This is a genomic window from Pantoea graminicola, from assembly GCF_048452665.1.
Lineage (GTDB): Bacteria > Pseudomonadota > Gammaproteobacteria > Enterobacterales > Enterobacteriaceae > Pantoea.
In genome coordinates this window covers 227880-246486 of record NZ_JBLWSJ010000001.1, presented here as the reverse complement: position 1 = coordinate 246486, position 18607 = coordinate 227880, and the positions used below count along the sequence as shown (strand labels likewise).

Here is an 18607-nt window from a genome sequence, read left to right as displayed (position 1 = left end):
ACTGCAATCTGTAACAGAGTAAGATCGCCAGCGCCGGACCGGGGAGTCTCAGACTGACCGGGACACGGCCCCCCTTTCAGACGAACGCACTAACGGCGTCCGGCGTGGAGAGTGTACCACCTGTTTCTGCGACTGGCAGGCTTTATAGCGATCCGTTGAGTTCAGGACGCGCAAAGCGCCGGTTCTCCAGCACCGGTAACACCTGACGCGCATAGGCAATGCGTTCCGGATCGATGTCGGCAAACAGCAGCGCAGGCGACTCAGCCGCATTCGCTATTGCCACGCCCAGCGGATCGACAACCAGACTGTTGCCGATATTGCGTGGGCCACATTCACCCACCGCCACCATATAGCAGGTGTTCTCCAGCGCACGGGCGCGGGTCAGCAGCTCCCAGTGCATCTCTTTCAGCGGACCTTTAACCCAGGCGGCCGGCAGCACCAGCACCTCTGCGCCATCCAGCGCCAGCCGCCGTGCCAGCTCCGGGAAGCGCACGTCATAGCAGGTCATTAAACCGACCTTCATCCCTGCCACCTCAATCAGCGGCGGCACGGCATGGCCCGGATTGACGCGCCGGGACTCCTGCATCGCAAAGGCGTCGTAAAGATGGAGCTTTTCATAGGCGGCGATGACTTCTCCGTTGCGGATAGCCACCAGTACGTTAAGCACTTTTTGCTGACCGGTGGGGACATGCACGCTCATAATGGTAGTCAGCGCGCTGTGCTGGCTGGCGGCGAGCAACCGGCTCAGAAAAGGACCCTCCAGCGGCTGCGCCGCCTGAATCACAAAATCGGGATCGCTGTTATCGCGCGCCAGTACCGCTTCGGGCAGCACCAGCAGATCAACATCAGCCTCTGCCGCGCGCTGCATGAAATCCAGACAGGTTGTGGCGTTCTCCTGCCATTCACGGCTCACCGCAAACTGCCCCAGTGCGACTTTCATTGTTCTCTTCTCCTGTTACCCCGTTCTGATGAAAGGGAATGGCTTACCGCAGCCAGCATTCCGTCTGTTCCACGCTGTCTCCGGCTACGGCAGCCGCTCGCCTGTGACCGCTCTGCTGCCGTGACGGCCTGTGAAGGGCCAATCCCCCGGCGGCAGTTACAGACAGCGCCGGAAATGAAGCGTGCCGCAGAACGCCGCTGAGGGTTTCTGCTGGCTGAGCGCCCTGCGGAAAGCATAAACGGCTGAGAGGCGACCCGGCGGCAGCTTCGGCCTTCAGCGCAGACAGAGAAACCGGGGCTACGCGTCTGTGCCCCCTCCCCGCTTACAGCGCTTTGATCAGATAACAGGGAGACTCACTGTAGCCTTCGCGGGCGTAAAACTGGTTGGCTTTGAGACGCGACTGATGACAGTGGACTTCCATACGATCGCAGCCACGCTGCGCCGCCAGCGTTTCGGCGTGCTGAATCAGCTGCTGACCAACGCCTTTGCTGCGTTCCCCCTCGGCGATGCAGAAATAGCTGATGCGGGCGAAATCACCGGCCAGTGCCAGCTGAGGGATGAAATGCAGGGAGAGAAAGCCAAGCACCTGGCTGCCATGCTCTGCCACCAGCAGGGCTTCGCTGGGATCGCTGCACAATTGCGCCAGGCGCTGTTCAATGAAGCCCTCTGTTTTCCCATAACCTAACTCGCTCAGCAAGGCGCTCAGCGCAAAACTGTCTTTCAACTCTGCCTGTCGTATCTTCATCCTGCCTCCTCACACCGGGTTCTGTCGCACAGTTATATAGCGTTGCCCGCCAAAAAGCTGCACTTCAGGTTGTTATAAATATGTTATGAGGATTTATTGTGAGGCGTCACGCAGTTTGTGCGGCGTGGTAGCGATGCGGGCGTGAGAGGTGGGGAGGAGAAGCGCGGATGGCAGCCATAAAAAAACCCGCCATCAGGCGGGTTTTTAGAATTCTGACTGTTAACTTACAGACTGATAACGTTAGCAGCAGATGGGCCTTTCGCGCCGTCGGTGATTTCAAACTCAACGCGCTGACCTTCAGCCAGAGTTTTGAAGCCGTTGCTCTGGATTGCAGAGAAGTGTACGAATACATCTTTGCTGCCATCTTCAGGAGTAATGAAACCGAATCCTTTAGATTCATTAAACCACTTAACGTTACCTTTGATCTTAGACATCTATATTACCTTTACATGAAAAATGGACACTAAACTGTGTCGGGGTCTAGTACAGCAATTGCGGAGGGATTTGTCCAGTACGATTTGATGAAAAAGTGATAAATATCGACTTTCTGTGCACACATCACACTTTCCTGCTTTTCGACTTGCATAACCCTCCAGAAGAGGAAGATGAGATGTTAATCGTTCTGTTAGCTAACCTGCTGGAAAGGCGGAGCTTTTCCGTTTTCAGCGTGAAGGGGAGTGCATGTTAAAAAGAAAATTCTTATTCGGAGGAATTTTTGTGGTTAGCGGCACTGATGAACCTCAGCAGGCTGTTTTTTACCGTTAATGCGCGCCTCTTTTTCCTGACGCAGGCCCATTTTTTCCACGTTAAACGTATGGCATAGCACGAAAGATCAAAAAGCAGCCATCTCCCTCCGATTTATCTCAGCGCAAATCGGCTTCTGCCCGGCCAGAAATGAACCAGTTGCGTCATTTACGCCAGTGCTGGCGCGCTATTCGCGGATATTTTATCCATCAATGAGTAAGCGTTGATCAATATCAAAGAAAACTATTTTAAGCATCAAATTCGCATTTGACAGCAAACATTGCAGTCTGGAAAAAATTACGTTTCTGGTCGCAGCACGAAATAATATTGTCCGGTAATAGATAACGCCTGCTTAACCGGTCAGGGACGCGCAGCAGAAACGCGCATTAAAAAGGAGGGTAAAACAGAATGGTAATGAAGATACGCTGCACGCAGTGTGGAAGTGCCCGGTTTGTTTTCACGGATTTCAGCGAAGCTCAGCGCAATTTTCATGGCGCCTGTTGCGCAAGCTGCCACAAGCCGCTGGGCTTGAAGGATCTGCTACCCAATACGCCGATGGACCCAATCAGCCAGTGTCTCCTGGCCAGCCAGAAAACATTGCGGGCACCTGATTAGGTGCCCGCTGCTGCTGTTCCGGCCATCTGCCATCAGAAAATCAGTTTGAATACCCCTGTCAGGGTCAGCAAGCCTACGATAAAGATGATTGCGATAATCCACAGAATAATTTTCATTTCCTTTGCCCCTCATCGGTTAAACACTTTTCCTGTAAGCAGTATAGACAGAAAAAATTGTTATGCCGCTTCACTCAGAGGCCGACTGTTCATAAGTTCAGCAACTTTCGCTTTTATTCCAGTTCTGAGATTAGGATCGCAACACCGCTTTTTAGTGGCACGCTTTTTTCGTTAATCAGGTGACTCCTGGCTAAAATTTAGGCGGCAAGGCAGCCCTCAATAGTGATCAGATTGAAATGAGTTGCGAGGAGATCTTATGAGCACGATTAATACCAGCATGGGCCGCTACAGCCTCAAGGCAAAAAACAGCGGTAATCACATCAAAGGTTCATTCGCCATCAACGATGAAGGCGGCACTCAGCTCACGATGCAGGAATTTGACGAGCATTACCTTGATGATGTGGTGAACAACGTTATCTACCCGGTCACCGGTGGCAACCGCGAGATTGCACGCGCACTGCGGGAAGAGATGGTGAAAGCCGGTTTCGGACCGTCTTACTGAGACGCCTGATTCAGGCTGATAAAGATGTCGGGCCGCACGTTGCGGCCCGTTTCAGGTCAATGCCCTGCTCTGCGATCGTTATCGGCTCATTCTTATCCCGGCCGGAAAGGCCACTCTCCCGCCCGTGTGCAGACAGGCTGCGATTAGATCATCCAGGAGAGCAGCAGGCAGCCCACCAGTCCACACACCGAGATGATGGTTTCCAGCGCCGACCAGGAGCGAATGGTTTCGCCAATTGTCAGATTAAAGTACTCCTTGAACAGCCAGAAGCCCGGGTCATTAACGTGAGAGAAGATTACGCTGCCGGAACCCACCGCGATCACCATCAGTTCCGGGCTGGCACCGCTGGTGACAATCAGCGGCGCCACAATCCCGCCCGCGGTGATCGCCGCGACCGTCGCCGAGCCGAGTGCGATACGCAGCACCGCAGCAATCGACCAGGCCATAAAGATCGGCGAAAGCTGGGTCGAGTGCATCATGCTGGCGATATATTTATCCACGCCGCTGTCGACCAGAACCTGTTTAAAGGCCCCGCCACCGCCGATGATCAACAGCATCATGGCGATGATTTTGATGGAGTCGGTCAGGGTATCCATAACCTGTTCCATCGTGCGGCCACGGTTGAGGCCAAAAGTGAAAATCGCAATCAGCACGGCAATCAGCGTAGCCATCACCGGGTCACCAAAGAACTCGGCGTAAGGCAGCAGCGCGTGGCCCTTAGGTAACAGCATCTCCGCCACCGCACGCAGCGCCATCAGCACCACCGGAACCAGCGCCGTCCAGACGCTGACACCAAAGCCGGGCATTTCCGCTTCGGTAAAGGTTTTCGGGTTATAGAGGCCCTGAGGAATCGGCTTGTCGATGTTTTTCAGGAAACGGGCGTAGACCGGCCCGGCCAGAATCACCGTCGGGATCCCGAGCAGCGTGCCGAACAGCAGCGTTTTACCCATGTCGGCGTTGAACAGCGTCGCAATCGCGGTCGGACCCGGATGTGGCGGCAGGAAGCCGTGCGTCACGGAGAGAGCCGCCGCCATCGGCACCCCAACGTAGAGCAGCGGCACGCGCGCCGAGGCCGCCACGCTGAACACCAGCGGCAGCATCAGCACAAAACCGACTTCATAGAACAGCGCGAACCCGACGATAAAGCCGGTCAGCACCAGCGCCCACTGGATATGCTTCGTACCGAATTTTTCAATCAGAGTGGTCGCAATACGCTGCGCACCGCCGCAGTCGGCCAGCAGTTTCCCGAGCATGGCACCAAAACCCATGATCAGCGCCAGGCTGCCCAGCGTGCCGCCGACGCCCGCTTTGATTGAAGTGATGACTTTATTAACCGGCATGCCCTGCATCACACCGACCGCCAGCGCCACCAGAATCAGCGCGATAAATCCATTGAGCTTAAAGCGAATCATCAGCAGCAGCAGTAGCGCGACGCCGATCGCCACATAGAGTAATGGCATAGCTTTTCTCCACCTTGCGCACCGGACAGCATCCGGTGTCGTTTATTATCGTGAGCCCCTGAAGGCGACAAAACAGAGCGTCTGTAAAAGGTTTACACATTCCGACAAACGCTGTTACCGATAACATGTTAAGGGTAACATCCGCATGAAAGCATCACTCCGCCGGGGTGAATTTCTGTTTTGCGAAGGTGATCAACTTTTTGCCGGTACGTTATCAGAAAGTTTGCCAATGCCCGCCCGGCGCTTTTCGTTACACTCAGATTTTAGCGAAACAGACAAAGGATGCGCTGGTGAGTGAGAACCTGAGTGAGCTGTACAGTAATCAACGAACCCTCTTTGGCCGCGGGAGCCTGAATAAACTGGTGCCGCTGCTGGCCGCCCGTCCGCAGCCTACGCTGCTGTTTTGCGGGCACTCTTTTCTGCAGGGCCCGGCCTACGCCAGGCTGAAAGCCGGACTCAACGATCACATCATCGGTTACGAGATCGTCAGCCATGAAGCCTCTCCCGCCGACATTGATGGCTGGGTGGCGCGCTGGCGCGGCCATGTCGATCGGGTAGTCGCGATTGGCGGAGGGAGCGTGCTGGATGCGGCGAAAGCTTTCAGCGCGATGGTGCAGCATCCGTTGCCTGTCGCCCGCTATCTGGAAAAAGTGGGTGACACGGCGGTTCAGCCCATCACCCTGCCGCTGATCGCCATTCCGACCACCGCCGGAACCGGCAGTGAAGTCACCCAGAATGCGGTGGTGACCGATCAGCGTGATATTCAGATCAAAGCGTCACTGCGCCATCCGGTCTTTGTGCCGGAAGTCGCGATTCTCGACCCTGACCTGCTGAAAGGCGCACCGGATCGGGTGCTGGCGACCTGCGGTATCGACGCCTTTACCCATCTGTTTGAAGCTTATCTCTCCAGCAAGGGGAATCTCTTCACTCGCCAGCTGGCCCTGACCGGCCTGCGTCAGTTTATTCAGGCCTGGCCCGATCTGAACCGGGAGGATGACGCAGGCGATCGGGCACGGGACGCGATGATGATGGCCTCCTGGCTGGGCGGCGTCAGCCTCAGCAGCGCCGGCCTGGGGGTGATCCACGGCATTGCCGGTGAGCTGGGGGCGATTAAACCCTTCCATCATGGTGAAGTGTGCGGCCGTCTGCTCTTTCCGTTCCTGGAGCTGCTGGCCGACAGCGGCCATCCGCTTCAGCGCCAGCTGATGGCCGAGCTGCATGCAGAGCTCTTTAACGAAACCACAGATTCTCCGGCCCGGTTCCTTAAGCAGTGGCTGCAGCAGCAGGCGATCGTGGCTTTCTGGCAGGATGGGCCGTCGCTGAGCCATGCGGAGATGGAGTGGATTCTGGCGCGCGCCAGCAGTAAAAATTCACTGATTGATTACAGCCGTGAGCAGATGCAGAAGATGCTCGCCCAGGCCTGGCCCGTGACAGAGTAACCCGCCCCATAGCCGGGGATCGGCTGGTCAGGCCGATCTCCGGCTGCAGAGTGGTGCGGTTTGCCGCGCCGCTCAGCTAAGCCGATGTGGCGCTAAAGGGTCCGCTGCCAGCCAGCATCTGCTCAATCACCTGCAGCACGCCCTGCTCGTTATTGGCGGGGGCCGCATAGCGCGCCGCCTGCTTCACCCGCTCGGGCGCGTTAGCCATCGCAAAACTGAAGCCCGACTGTCTGAGCATCTCCAGATCGTTGCCACCGTCACCAAACGCCAGCACCTGATCGTGCGAAATACTCCAGCGCCGGGCCAGCAGGTCCAGACCGTGCGCTTTATGGTTTCCGGGCACGATCAGATCCACCGAACCGTGACCGCTTGAGGTCGCGGCTATGCGGCCCTGATGCAGCCGCTCAATATCCGCCATTAAGGGTTCGATGTAGTCATCCGAGAGGTTCAGCGCGAACTTGAACAGCCGGTCATCCTGCACGTCATCCAGCCTGTTAATCGGCTTCAGCCGGTGGCAGTAATGCCGCATTTTCTTCAGCCACGTCTCATCCATGCCCTCGAAGTAGTAAGCGCTTTCCCGGCCGCACAGCAGGTAGCGCAGGCCCGGATAGTCCCCGTTTTTCAGGGTGGCGATCACAGCTTCCACATCGCGGCGTTCAAAGGCACCGCAAAACAGCTCCTCATCACGGTCGATAATCCAGGCGCCGTTCTCTGCGACAAAGGCGATCTCGCTGGCGATCGCCGGGAAGAACGATTTGAGCTGGTAATACTGATTGCCGCTGGCCACCACAAATCTGATGTCACGGGCGATGAGTTGCTGATAGCAGGCGAGAAAACGGGATCGGTCATACTGCTTGCTATCGTCCAGAAAGGTGCCGTCCATATCTACCGCCACCATCTTAACCGTCGTCATCATGACTCCTTACACAGGGAATGTTCAGCATGGAGTCTCAGAATAGACGCTGGGGCCGTAAAACGGAAAGAAAGCGGGATGACCGATGCCATCCCGGAAGAATCAGTTCATGGCACTGTTCAGCACCAGGGCGGTAATGACACCGGTTGCGGCCGCAATTAAGACATAGTTGCCGTCGATGTCTGCCCAGTGATAACCGCGCGGCGGCTCACGCAGACCGCGTTCATGCCAGTTGTCTACCCGGTAATGGTCGCCGCGATATTCCGGCGGGATGGGATGGCCGCGACGGAAGTCGTGCCCCTGCCAGGCGAAATGATCGCGCGCATCGTCTCTGTCGCGACGGCTGTGATCTTCATGGCGATCCCGGCCCTGATCATGCGGGTTTCTGTCGCCATGACCCGGATTGTCGCGGCCACGATTCGGCGTGTGATCGCGACTGTCCGGTCCGCGATCGCTGTTCTGATGCGGTACCGGCATACGGTGTCCGTTATCGTGGTCATCCGCCTGTGCGGCCTGCGAGAAGAGTGTGCTGCATGTCAAAAGTGAAGCGATAAGCGTTAACGTTGTTTTTTTCATGATCTTGTCTCCGAAATCACGGCGATTCAGGCACCGTTAAGCGGCATCATGGCAATCACTGAGGCAGGAAACATCGGCAATAGTCTTAAAAACCATTAACTTACAAAGAATTACGCTTGCTTATCGCTTTCTTAACAGAGCCAGGCCTCTCAGGGCCAGCCGGACAGAGAAACTTCCATCCGGCTGGTCACGCTGAAACGCCTCAGCCCCTGCGCGCTCCGTTCAGGGCGTGCTGAGGATCACCGGGGCATCCGGTAATCCGGTAAAGCGCGTCACAATGTGATGGTAATCGGCTGCAGGATCGAGATCGCGGAAACTCCCGGGATAGAGATCTTTTGCCAGGATCTCCATGCCGATGATGTTGTAAGGGTGATTATAGAAATGGTGGTAAACGCCATAAACCCGTTTCTGTTTCACCGGTTCGATCTGCGCCAGACCCGTACGGCTCTGCAGACGGTTGAAGGTAGCGGTCACATCGGTCTGACTCGCGCCATAGCCAAACGGCAGCACGTTGCTGTTCGGGCGCTTCGATCCGGTCATGATGTAGACATCCGGCTTCATGGCGATAATCTTCTCCAGCGACACAAAGCCTGAGCTGCCGGGCAGCAGCGAAGAGCCGATATTTTTTCCGCCAACCGCTTCCACCAGCGCACCCCAGCCGTTGTGACCGTGGGTAAAGCAGCAGTTATCGCTGTTACCGGCGATCGGTTCGATAAAGACCGTCGGCTTCTCCGGCACCTGAGCAATCTTCCGCTGAAGCATCTCCCAGCGCTGCTGATAGAAATCGGCGTACTCTTTCGCCTCCGTTTCGCGGTTCAGCACGGTGCCCAGCACTTTCACACTTTTCAGCGTGTTCTCTTTCGGGTGCAGCTCATCATCCAGGAACAGCACCGGGATGTGCAGATTTTTCAGGGTGGCAAGGACGCCCGACTGGGCCAGCGCCGGTTTTGCACGCAGCTGGGCAATCATCAGATCGGGCTGCTTCGCCAGCACGCTCTCCAGGTTAACCTGCCCCTGATCGTTAAAGCCCATATCCACAATCGACGTCGCCTGTGGCCAGCGCTGCTTCAGCAGATCCCAGGTCTGGGTGTCCTGCTTTTTCGGCAGGTTGTTCCAGGCCACGACCCGCTGAAACGGGTTCTGCCGATCCAGCAACGCCAGCGCCATTACGTCGCGGCCATCCTGCAAAATCACATGCTGCGGCTCTTTCTGCAGCGTAATTTTCTGACCATCCATGTCGGTCACCGTGACCGGATAGGTGGTCGCGGCACAGGCGGCAGAGAGTAAAAGTGTGGTGGCAGCAACAATCCTGAGTTTCATGTTTCTCCTGTCCTTTAAAGAAATAATAACTATTCGCGTTTACTCTACCATGTGAACCGGTAACAGATGTAACTATTGCTAACCAGATGCGTCTGAAAGGCGTGCACGGCCAGTGATAATGGTCGTGAAGGGACAGATTGCAGGCAGGAAAAGGGAGAAAGGCAGCAGGCACACCTTCGCGCGGTGGGATGTGCCTGTTTTCGGGTTACTTCACCAGTGAATAGAAGATGGCGGAGATGGCTATCAGCCCAACCAGCACGACAAACAGGTTGCTGATTCTGCCGCTGTACTGCCGCATCGCCGGGACTTTCTGGATGGCGTACATCGGCATCAGGAACAGGATCATGGCGATAACCGGGCCGCCAAGCGTCTCAATCATGCCGAGAATATTCGGGTCCAGCGTCGCCACCAGCCAGGTGCTCAGCAGCATAAACAGAGAGGTCAGGCGATTCAGCCGGGCGGGCGCAAGGCTTTTGCCCCGGCTGCGCAGCGCCTTACTTACTATGCCGTTAAACCCTTCGCGCGCGCCCAGATAGTGACCCAGGAACGATTTGGTGATCGCCACGATAGCAATCAGCGGCCCAAGCCAGGCGATCATCGGCACCTGAAAATGGTTAGCCAGATAGGAGAGGATGGTGATGTTCTGCGCCTTGGCGGCATGCAGATCTTCCGGCGACAGGCTCAGCACGCAGCTGAAGACAAAGAACATCACCGTAACCACCATCATCAGGTGTGAGCAGGCCAGGATGCGCGAACATTTTTTCTCAGCGGCGTCGCCATACTCTTCGCGCTTTGCCAGCGCAAAAGAGGAGATGATTGGCGAATGGTTGAATGAAAAGACCATCACCGGGATCGCCAGCCACAGCGTCATCCACAGGCTGCTGCCAGCAGGCTGAACGCTCAGCGTGGAAAACGCAGCGCCGTGCCAGTGCGGGATCAGATAGCAGGCCATCAGCATCAGCACCGCCACGAAGGGATAAACCAGCACGCTCATCGCTTTGACGATCATCTTTTCGCCGAAGCGCACAATGGTCATCAGTCCGACAATCAGCAGCAGCGACAGCAGCGCGCGGGGCGGTGGCACCAGGCCGAGCTGATTGACCATCAGGCTCTCCACCGTGTTGGTAATCGCCACGCTGTACATCAGCAGGATCGGATAGATAGCAAAGAAGTAGAGCAGCGTAATGACTTTGCCCGCGCCGACGCCAAAATGCTCCTCGACCACCTCCGTGATATCGCCAGCGGGGTTTTTACCGGAGAGCACAAACCGTGTCAGGGCGCGATGCGCGTAAAAGGTCAGCGGAAAGGCCAGTATCGCCATGATAATCAACGGGATCAGCCCGCCGACGCCAGCATTGATGGGCAGGAACAGCACACCCGCGCCTATCGCGGTGCCATAGAGGCCCAGCATCCACATGGTGTCGGTTTTACGCCATCCTGTATCGACGTCCCTCTCAAGCGCGCCAAGCGTGCCAGTTTGCGTGGTTTTCATCAGATATTCCGTGTTAAAAGCCGCCAGTATTCTGAGCCGCCAGGCAGGTCATCTTCCCCGCCCTGCGCCTCAGCTGCCGCAGGAGGGATCAGCGATTCTGCTGACCCGCCCCGTGGACAGGTAATCGTTTGCGTGCGCCACTTTTTACACTACCTGACGATAAAAGTTCAAGCCATGCCGACAAACACGCATGGATTGCTGAAAAAACCGTCAGGTTGTGCAACGCCATTGCGCGGCGATCATGCCATCTTTGCTGACGAATTACCGCCCTGAAAGGTGATCCCTGTAACGGATTAGCGCAACGGTCTACGCTTTAAGTGGCGGTATCGCGATAACGCTTACCGGTACTCAGGAGAAGAGAATGAAAATTGCCTGCCTTGGATGGGGATCGCTAATCTGGAAAGCTGGCGCACTGCCGGTAGCCAGCCAGTGGCACCATGATGGTCCTGCTGTACCGATTGAATTTGTGCGCATCGCAGACGGCGGCGAACTCTCAACAGCCATCTGCCTCAATGCCCGTCCGGTGCCGGTGCTCTGGGCGTGGCTGAATACCGCCTCGCTGGAGAGCGCCTGCCGCGCCCTGCGCATTCGCGAGGCGATTCCGGACCGCCGCGTCGACGGCATTGGCATGATGACCGTGACCGATAGCGACGCTGGGCCGCTGGCGGTGTGGGCTCAGGCAAAGGGCATTGAAGGTCTGATCTGGACCGGCCTGCCCGCCCGTGTGGGTAGCGTGGAAGGCCAGATCCCGTCGCTGGAGGAGGCCCGCCGCTATCTGCAGCAGCTCACGGGAGAGACACGGGCGCACGCGTATCACTATATCGAACAGGTTCCGGCTCAGATCGACACGGACTACCGCCGGGCGCTGGCCGACCTGACGCGCTGGCAGCCCGCCCCCCCTGCCGTGACGGCGACCTCCACCCGGCTGCATCCGCCCTGCCAGCCCGGCTGAAACCGCCCGGTCTGCTCTGCCGCTCTGCTTACTCCTCAAAGGGTTACTACACTTCAGGCAGGTTTCGATTTCAGGTTCCCTGAGTCTTCCCCGCCGGTTGTCAGCCTCTCCGGTCTGGCCGCCATTCCCCTATCAGCAGGAGATGAACAGATGAAAGCATTAACCTATCACGGTCCGCATAAAGTCAGCGTGGACAACGTGCCGGACCCGGGGCTGGAAGCCGCAGATGACATCATTCTGCGTGTGACGGCCACCGCGATTTGCGGCTCCGATCTGCACCTCTACCGTGGCAAGATCCCCGGAACCGGGCATGGCGATATCTTTGGTCATGAGTTTATGGGGGAAGTGGTCGAGACCGGCAGCGCCGTGACCGCCGTCGCCAAAGGCGATCGGGTGGTGATCCCGTTCGTTATCGCCTGTGGCGACTGCTTTTTCTGTCTGCTGAGCCAGTACGCTGCCTGCGAAAATACCAACAGCGGCCGGGGCGCTATCCTGAACCGTAAAAACATCACGCCCCCTGCGGCGCTGTTTGGCTTCAGTAAGCTTTATGGCGGCGTGCCCGGCGGCCAGGCGGAGTATGTGCGGGTGCCGAAGGCCAACACCGGCCCGTTTAAGGTGCCCTCGGTGCTGTCAGATGAGAAGGTACTGTTCCTGTCCGACATTCTGCCCACGGCCTGGCAGGCTGTGAAGAATGCCGAAGTAAAACCGGGCTCCAGCCTGGCGATTTTCGGGGCCGGGCCGGTGGGGCTGCTGAGTGCCGCTTGCGCCCGTCAGCAGGGCGCCGAGCAGATCTTCATGATTGACCACAATAACTATCGTCTGAACTTTGCCCGCGAACGCTACGGCGTCATCCCGATTAACTTCGACGATATCGACGATCCGGCTGGCTGGATTATCGAACACAGCACCGGCAACCGGGGTGTGGATGCGGTGATCGACGCCGTCGGCTTCGAGGCGAAAGGCAGCATGACGGAGACGGTGCTCACCAATCTCAAACTGGAGGGCAGCAGCGGTAAAGCGTTGCGTCAGTGTATTGCCGCGGTCCGTCGTGGCGGTATCGTCAGCGTGCCGGGCGTCTACGCCGGATTTATTCACGGCTTCCTGTTTGGTGATGCCTTCGACAAAGGGCTGACCTTTAAAATGGGACAGACGCATGTTCACGCCTATCTGCCTGATCTGCTGAAGCTGATCGAAGAGGGGCATCTGACGCCGGAAGAGATTGTCACCCACCATCTGCCGCTGGAAGATGCCGCACGCGGCTATGACATCTTCGCCAGACGCGAAGAGGAGTGCCGTAAGATCATTCTGGTTCCCGGCATGACAGCCACGCAGGCGACGATATAAATGTCACCGGCCCGGAGGGATTAACGCCGCCCCTGCGTTCCCGGCAGAGCTCTCTGCCGGGAACCGGGGTCAGGACGGCCTGCGTTGCAGGCTGCTCCGCCACTCCCGCCTTTCCAGCAGATGTTCATCCGGCGAATCCGCCGTATCCACCTGACTCCCCTGCTCCAGCCATCGCGCGCTGCGCGAGTGCGGATGACTTTCACCAATCACCTGTTGTGCAAACGCGCCACAGGAGAGAAATAAAAACAGTAATGCACTGGCCAGCCTGGCTTTCATAAGCACACCTCAGCAGAAACGGTGCGGTTATGCTGCCCGAAAGGTTTTCGTTTTCTGTCAGTAACAGGCAAAGTTATGTGGGGAGCAGCAACAGACTGCGACCGGTTTAGCGGCGATGAACCGGTCAGTGACGGGTCCTTAATGCAGACGGCGCACGGTGAGTGCCGCAGACCAGCGCTGCCGCTGACAGCGTGGACAGACGGCCTGCTGCTGCGCCTCAATCATCCGGGTCTGACCGCAATGGGTGCAGGCGTAGAGCGCACTGACTGGCACGCGGCTGTAATCCTGCCGGTGCGCAGGAGGCAGCACACTTAACCCGGCGCGCATCTCATCGTCGTCATAGAAATAGAGGCTGAGCTGACCATCGACCTCCACCAGCGCCAGCCGGATCTGACCCAGATGCTCAACGCCGCTCTGACGCAATTCCATATAAAACTCATCTTCAGAAATATTGAGCCGATCCAGACTCTCCAGCACATAGACCCCTTCCTGAATCAGAGTGATGACGTCGCCCTGAATAAGCCGGGAAAAGCGCGGGCTGTGTGCCGTCAGCCAGGTAGTCAGCCGATAGAGCGCCAGCAGCACCACAAACACCATGATGACCGGCAACACCGGCACATCGTCGTAAAACGTCACGTCACCGGATGCCGAACCCAGCGTCAGAATCACGACCAGTTCAAACAGCGACAGCTGACGCACACCGCGACGGCCTGACACTTTCAGAAAGGTAAAAACGACCAGATAAGCGATCAGGACCCGTGCCATCACCTCAAATAAAAAGGTGGCCGGTTGATCATTCAGTAAAAATCGGTGCCAGTCGAATGAGAACATAGTCTGCTAAACATCCTGTAGTAAGCGCCTCTTCACAGGCTTGCTGATAATCCGGCGATTCAGGCCAGTAATAAATCAATTCTGGCGTCAGCCGTGCAAAAGGCAAGCGAAGCAGCAGAGCGAAAGCCGGTAAGTCTGACCTGACCGCATGTAGAGGAAAAGGTTAACAAAGCTGAAAATAGCCGCCGGCCGGTTCACGCTGCGTTTATTTCGCTTTTTGGGAAAAAAGAAGCTGGATATAACTGCATCCTGCTGGAATGCTTTTGCCGCTTCGCTTTTTTTCTTTTCTCTTCAACACCTTGCCATATATTCCTGCCAACCTATACTTTCCGGTAAGCGTTCCAGAAAACCGGTTAACAGCCCGGAAATCCGCTTTTTCCTGCCGATAGCGCGACCCGTTAACACCTGCTATCTCACTCATGCATTTTCCACAGAACAGACTGTGGCTTATGGCAAGGATCGCCCGTCCGTTCAGAGCGGCTGCTCTGCTTTGCATACTCAACTCCCTGACCCGTTCAGCAACGGCTCGTCAGCGGGGATCGTGTTGGCTTTTTTCGGGAGATGTCATGACGCCCTTTTCCAGTTTCTGGCAGGCCGGTTACGAAGGTGCCGATCATATCAATCCGTCAGGCGTTGCGCTGTCGATGAACGATCTGAACCAGCACCAGGCGCGTGCAGCAGAGGATTATGCCGCCCTGGCCCCCTTCTCTTTTCGCACCGTGCGCGAAAGCGTGGGCTGGCGGTTGTGTGAGCGCGACGGCCACTACGATTTCTCCTCCGTCGCCGCCCGGATGCAGGCAGCCGAACAACAGGGCATCCAGCTGAGCTGGACGATCTGTCACTATGGCTGGCCCGCGGGCGTCACGCTGTTTGATCACGATTTTGTCAGTCGTTTCGCCACGTTCTGCGGTGCACTGGCCCGCTTTCTGGCTCCCTTATATCAGCAGCCTCCGGTCTATTCACCGATGAATGAGATCTCGTTTGTCAGCTGGGGGATCTCGGTCGGGCTGTTCGCCTGTGACGCCAGGCCGGGCCCGGATCCGGCGGATGCGGCCAAACAGCAGCTGGTACGCGCGACCCTGGCCGCCTGCGAAGCGATCTGGCAGGCCGATCCGCGCGCGCGTCTGCTGCACTGCGATCCCCTGATCCACATCGTGGCCGATCCCGCCGATCCTGCGGGCTCAGACGTGGCACGCGCGATGTGCGACACCCAGTTTCAGGCGTGGGATATGCTGAGCGGCCGACGCAATCCGGAACTGGGCGGTGCCCCGCGCTATCTCGATCTGGTGGGCGTCAACTATTACCACGACAACCAGTGGGAGCAGGGCTCAGGCCAGCGACTCCACTGGCATCTGGGCGACCGTCGCCGCCAGCCGCTGCATCGGATGCTGCAGCAGGTCTGGCAGCGTTACCAGCGCCCGCTGCTGCTGGCAGAAACCAGCCACGTCGGCAGCGGACGCGGGGCCTGGATCCAGGAGATCACCGCGCAGGTTGCGCAGGCCCAGCTGGCAGGCGTTGAGCTACTCGGCATCTGCCTCTATCCGATCCTTGATCGCCCCTTATGGGAGGAGACCACCTTCTGGACCCGCAGCGGATTATGGGATCTCGATCGGCTGGGGCCCGATCCTTACGCCCGCCAGTTGCAGCAGCCCTATGCCCAGGCACTCCGCCAGTCACAGCACTTTTTGCAGCACCTTCACGCCCAACAATATCAACGCCAGGAGCACACCATGAAGCCACCTGTTCTGCTTGTATTCAGCCATCTGCGCTGGGGATTTGTTTTCCAGCGTCCGCAGCAGCTACTGACACGTCTGGCGCAGCACTATCGCGTGGTGTTTGTCGAAGAGCCGGTCTGGCAGGCGGGACCGCCGGGCCTGCACCAGAGTTCGCCTGCCGCCAATATCACGGTGATCCAGCCGCATACGGACAGCGACGCACCCGGTTTTCACGACAGCCAGATCGCCCCGCTGCTGCCGTTGCTGACCCCGCTGCTGGAAGAGGATGAGCAGCCGCTGATCTGGTTCTACACGCCGATGGCGCTGCCGCTGCTGACGCCGTTTGATCCGGCGCTGGTGATATATGATTGCATGGATGAGCTTTCCGCCTTCCGGAATGCGCCGCGCCAGCTCCAGCAGCGTGAATCGGCACTGATGACCCGCGCCGATCTGGTCTTCACCGGCGGCACCAGCCTCTATGAAGCCAGACGCGACAAACATCCGCATGTCTGCTGCTTCCCCAGCAGCGTCGATGCGGTCCATTTTGAGCAGGCGCGCGATCGCAGCAATCGTCATCCGCTGCAGGATGCGATCCCGCCGCGGCGCCTGGGCTATTACGGCGTGCTGGATGAGCGCATCGACCTGCCCCTGATTGCGGCGCTGGCGGACACTCATCCTGACTGGCAGATTGTGATGGTCGGGCCGGTCGTAAAAATCGATCCCGCCAGCCTGCCACAGCGTGCCAATATCCACTGGATGGGTCAGCAGCCCTATCAGGCGCTGCCACAGTTTCTGGCGGGCTGGGATGTCTGCCTGATGCCGTTTGCGATTAATGCCTCAACCCGCTACATCTCACCCACCAAGGTGCTGGAGTATATGGCGGCGCAACTGCCGATTGTGAGTACCGCCATTGTCGATGTGGCACGCCACTACGCAGAGGAGGTGGCGGTAGCGGAGAACCACGCTGACTTTATCACCGCCTGTGAACAGGCAATGACGATGAGTGCCGCAGACCGGCTGGCCCTGACGGGACGGATGCAGGATAAAGTGGATGCCACCTCATGGGATCGCACGGCGGAGCAGATACATACGCTAATCCAGCAGGCGCTGACGCAGCGTCAGCCCGCAGCAGAGCCGGCAGATCGGGTCAGTGCTCAGGCGAACGTCATGCCCTTAACGCCCGCGATGCTGGAAAGTGAAGCGGTGCCCTGTCTGATCATCGGCGCAGGCCCGACCGGGCTGAGTGCCGGTTATCACTATGGCGAAGGTGCAGTGGTGCTGGAGAAAAATAGCACACCCGGCGGCTGGTGCCGCTCCATCGACGATCGGGGTTTTACCTTCGATTATGCCGGGCACATCATGTTCTCGCAGGACCCGTATGTCCTGGCGCTTTATGAGATGCTGCTGGGCGACAATCTGCACTGGCAGGCCCGTGAAGCCTGGGTCTACAGCAACGGCGTCTATACCCGCTATCCTTTCCAGTCCGCGCTGCATGGCTTGCCGGTCGGAATAGTTAAAGAGTGTGTGCTGGGGGCGATTGAGGCGCGTTACGGCGAAACCACCCCTGTCGCCACACCGCTGGATCGGGCGCGGACGCGGCGGGACTGCTGTGCGGATGGTGCGATTCCCGATGAGGGCAGCAGCATGGGTGACGTGGCTGGCGATGAGGATTTCCAGCACTTCATTATGCGGACCTGGGGTAAAGGCATCGCGCGTCATTTTGCCCTGCCCTACAACCAGAAACTGTGGAAAGTGCCGCTGACCGACATGGAAACCTCATGGCTGGGTGGACGGGTTCCCCTGCCTGACCTGGCACAGATCATTGATGGGGCGCTGCAACCGCTGGCGAAACCTGTGGGTCCGAACGCGCGTTTTGGCTATCCGCTTCGCGGTGGCTTCCAGGCGCTGATGTCCGGCTTTTTACCCCATCTGAAATGTACTCTGGAAACAGACACCACCCTGACCCGCCTCTATCCCCAGGCGCACGTCGCGCTGCTGGCGGATGGCCGCCACTACCGCTATGAGCAGTTGATCAGCACCATGCCGCTGCCGGAGCTGATTAAACTGATGGGCGACGAGGTGCCGGAGAGTGTGCAACGGGCGGCAAAACAGCTTCAGTTTGTCTCCGTGCGCTGCGTGAATCTGGGGATTGGTCGTGCTGACCTGACGGAAAAGCACTGGATCTACTATCCCGGCGATACGCTGTTTCATCGCATTTTTGTGCAGGGCAACGCCAGCCCGCACTGCAATCCGCCGGGCGGTTTTGGCTTAACCTGCGAAATCACCTATAACGCTGCCCATCCGCTGCCGCTGACAGGCGATGCCCTGATCGAGCGCTGCCGCCAGGATTGCATCCGCGTCGGCATGATTACCGCAGAGGATCCCCTGCTCTGCGCCTCAGAGGTCGATATGCCTTACGCATACGTGGTCTACGACCATGCGCGCAGCGATAACGTCGCACTGATACGTCAGTGGCTCCTGACGCAGGATATTCATCTGTCGGGCCGCTACAGTGAGTGGGAGTACTACAATTCAGATCACGCCTTCCTGGCCGGCAAACGCGCGGCGGAGAGCGTCCGGCAGCAGCATCTCAGCGAACAGATGCCTGGCTGATCTGATGCAGTCTG

General features: G+C 57.8%; 17 protein-coding genes. 5 read left to right on the top strand and 12 right to left on the bottom strand.

Annotated elements, in window-relative coordinates; all coding sequences use genetic code 11:
• Positions 1-142: 142 nt before the first annotated feature.
• From ACNY69_RS01285 to ACNY69_RS21665, 4 genes are all read right to left on the bottom strand, one after another.
• Positions 143-940 carry a deaminated glutathione amidase gene (locus tag ACNY69_RS01285; protein WP_111139020.1) on the bottom strand — a complete coding sequence of 266 codons (798 nt, stop codon included), beginning with the start codon at positions 938-940 and terminating at the stop codon, positions 143-145.
• Positions 941-1262: 322 nt separating this feature from the next.
• Entirely contained in the window at positions 1263-1685 is a 423-nt protein-coding gene (locus tag ACNY69_RS01280; RefSeq protein WP_111139019.1) for a GNAT family N-acetyltransferase, read from the bottom strand.
• Positions 1686-1909: 224 nt separating this feature from the next.
• Positions 1910-2119 (bottom strand): transcription antiterminator/RNA stability regulator CspE, encoded by a 210-nt coding sequence (cspE, locus tag ACNY69_RS01275; protein ID WP_006118399.1) that lies wholly within the window; start codon positions 2117-2119, stop codon positions 1910-1912.
• A 957-nt stretch (positions 2120-3076) separates the two neighbouring features.
• Positions 3077-3160, bottom strand: coding sequence for a small membrane protein YohP (locus tag ACNY69_RS21665; protein WP_019105993.1), 84 nt, complete (start codon positions 3158-3160; stop codon positions 3077-3079).
• A 256-nt stretch (positions 3161-3416) separates the two neighbouring features.
• Here ACNY69_RS21665 and ACNY69_RS01270 point away from each other — a divergent pair, with 256 nt between their 5' ends.
• Complete coding sequence (locus ACNY69_RS01270) at positions 3417-3662, top strand: hypothetical protein (RefSeq protein ID WP_111139016.1); 246 nt, start codon at positions 3417-3419, stop codon at positions 3660-3662.
• A 143-nt stretch (positions 3663-3805) separates the two neighbouring features.
• On the opposite strand, the gene gntT is transcribed toward ACNY69_RS01270, so the two are convergent.
• Complete coding sequence (gene gntT / locus ACNY69_RS01265) at positions 3806-5122, bottom strand: gluconate transporter (RefSeq protein ID WP_111139015.1); 1317 nt, start codon at positions 5120-5122, stop codon at positions 3806-3808.
• Positions 5123-5412: 290 nt separating this feature from the next.
• Here gntT and ACNY69_RS01260 point away from each other — a divergent pair, with 290 nt between their 5' ends.
• Positions 5413-6561, top strand: coding sequence for an iron-containing alcohol dehydrogenase (locus ACNY69_RS01260; RefSeq protein WP_418797173.1), 1149 nt, complete (start codon positions 5413-5415; stop codon positions 6559-6561).
• 76 nt (positions 6562-6637) lie between these two features.
• Here ACNY69_RS01260 and ACNY69_RS01255 read toward each other — a convergent pair whose 3' ends face one another.
• From ACNY69_RS01255 to ACNY69_RS01240, 4 genes are all read right to left on the bottom strand, one after another.
• Positions 6638-7474 (bottom strand): Cof-type HAD-IIB family hydrolase, encoded by an 837-nt coding sequence (locus ACNY69_RS01255; protein ID WP_418797360.1) that lies wholly within the window; start codon positions 7472-7474, stop codon positions 6638-6640.
• A gap of 102 nt (positions 7475-7576) precedes the next feature.
• Entirely contained in the window at positions 7577-8050 is a 474-nt protein-coding gene (locus ACNY69_RS01250) for an RcnB family protein (RefSeq protein WP_111139013.1), read from the bottom strand.
• Between the two features lie 222 nt (positions 8051-8272).
• Positions 8273-9370 carry an ABC transporter substrate-binding protein gene (locus tag ACNY69_RS01245; RefSeq protein WP_367396155.1) on the bottom strand — a complete coding sequence of 366 codons (1098 nt, stop codon included), beginning with the start codon at positions 9368-9370 and terminating at the stop codon, positions 8273-8275.
• 205 nt (positions 9371-9575) lie between these two features.
• Positions 9576-10862 carry an HAAAP family serine/threonine permease gene (locus ACNY69_RS01240; RefSeq protein WP_111139011.1) on the bottom strand — a complete coding sequence of 429 codons (1287 nt, stop codon included), beginning with the start codon at positions 10860-10862 and terminating at the stop codon, positions 9576-9578.
• A gap of 361 nt (positions 10863-11223) precedes the next feature.
• Here ACNY69_RS01240 and ACNY69_RS01235 point away from each other — a divergent pair, with 361 nt between their 5' ends.
• Together ACNY69_RS01235 and ACNY69_RS01230 are read left to right on the top strand one after the other, a co-directional pair.
• The gene (locus ACNY69_RS01235; protein ID WP_418797172.1) at positions 11224-11814 is read left to right on the top strand and encodes a hypothetical protein; all 591 of its coding nucleotides are present in this window, start codon (positions 11224-11226) and stop codon (positions 11812-11814) included.
• Positions 11815-11964: 150 nt separating this feature from the next.
• Positions 11965-13158, top strand: coding sequence for a zinc-dependent alcohol dehydrogenase (locus ACNY69_RS01230; protein ID WP_111139009.1), 1194 nt, complete (start codon positions 11965-11967; stop codon positions 13156-13158).
• 69 nt (positions 13159-13227) lie between these two features.
• On the opposite strand, the gene ACNY69_RS01225 is transcribed toward ACNY69_RS01230, so the two are convergent.
• The 3 genes from ACNY69_RS01225 to ACNY69_RS01215 all read right to left on the bottom strand — a co-directional run bounded on the left by ACNY69_RS01225 (position 13228) and on the right by ACNY69_RS01215 (position 14761).
• Positions 13228-13434 (bottom strand): hypothetical protein, encoded by a 207-nt coding sequence (locus ACNY69_RS01225; RefSeq protein WP_111139008.1) that lies wholly within the window; start codon positions 13432-13434, stop codon positions 13228-13230.
• A gap of 138 nt (positions 13435-13572) precedes the next feature.
• Complete coding sequence (locus tag ACNY69_RS01220) at positions 13573-14265, bottom strand: DUF421 domain-containing protein (protein ID WP_111139007.1); 693 nt, start codon at positions 14263-14265, stop codon at positions 13573-13575.
• Between the two features lie 205 nt (positions 14266-14470).
• The gene (locus ACNY69_RS01215; protein WP_418797170.1) at positions 14471-14761 is read right to left on the bottom strand and encodes a hypothetical protein; all 291 of its coding nucleotides are present in this window, start codon (positions 14759-14761) and stop codon (positions 14471-14473) included.
• 70 nt (positions 14762-14831) lie between these two features.
• On the opposite strand from ACNY69_RS01215, the gene ACNY69_RS01210 reads away from it, so the two are divergent.
• Positions 14832-18593, top strand: coding sequence for an NAD(P)-binding protein (locus tag ACNY69_RS01210; RefSeq protein ID WP_418797169.1), 3762 nt, complete (start codon positions 14832-14834; stop codon positions 18591-18593).
• Positions 18594-18607 lie beyond the last annotated feature (14 nt).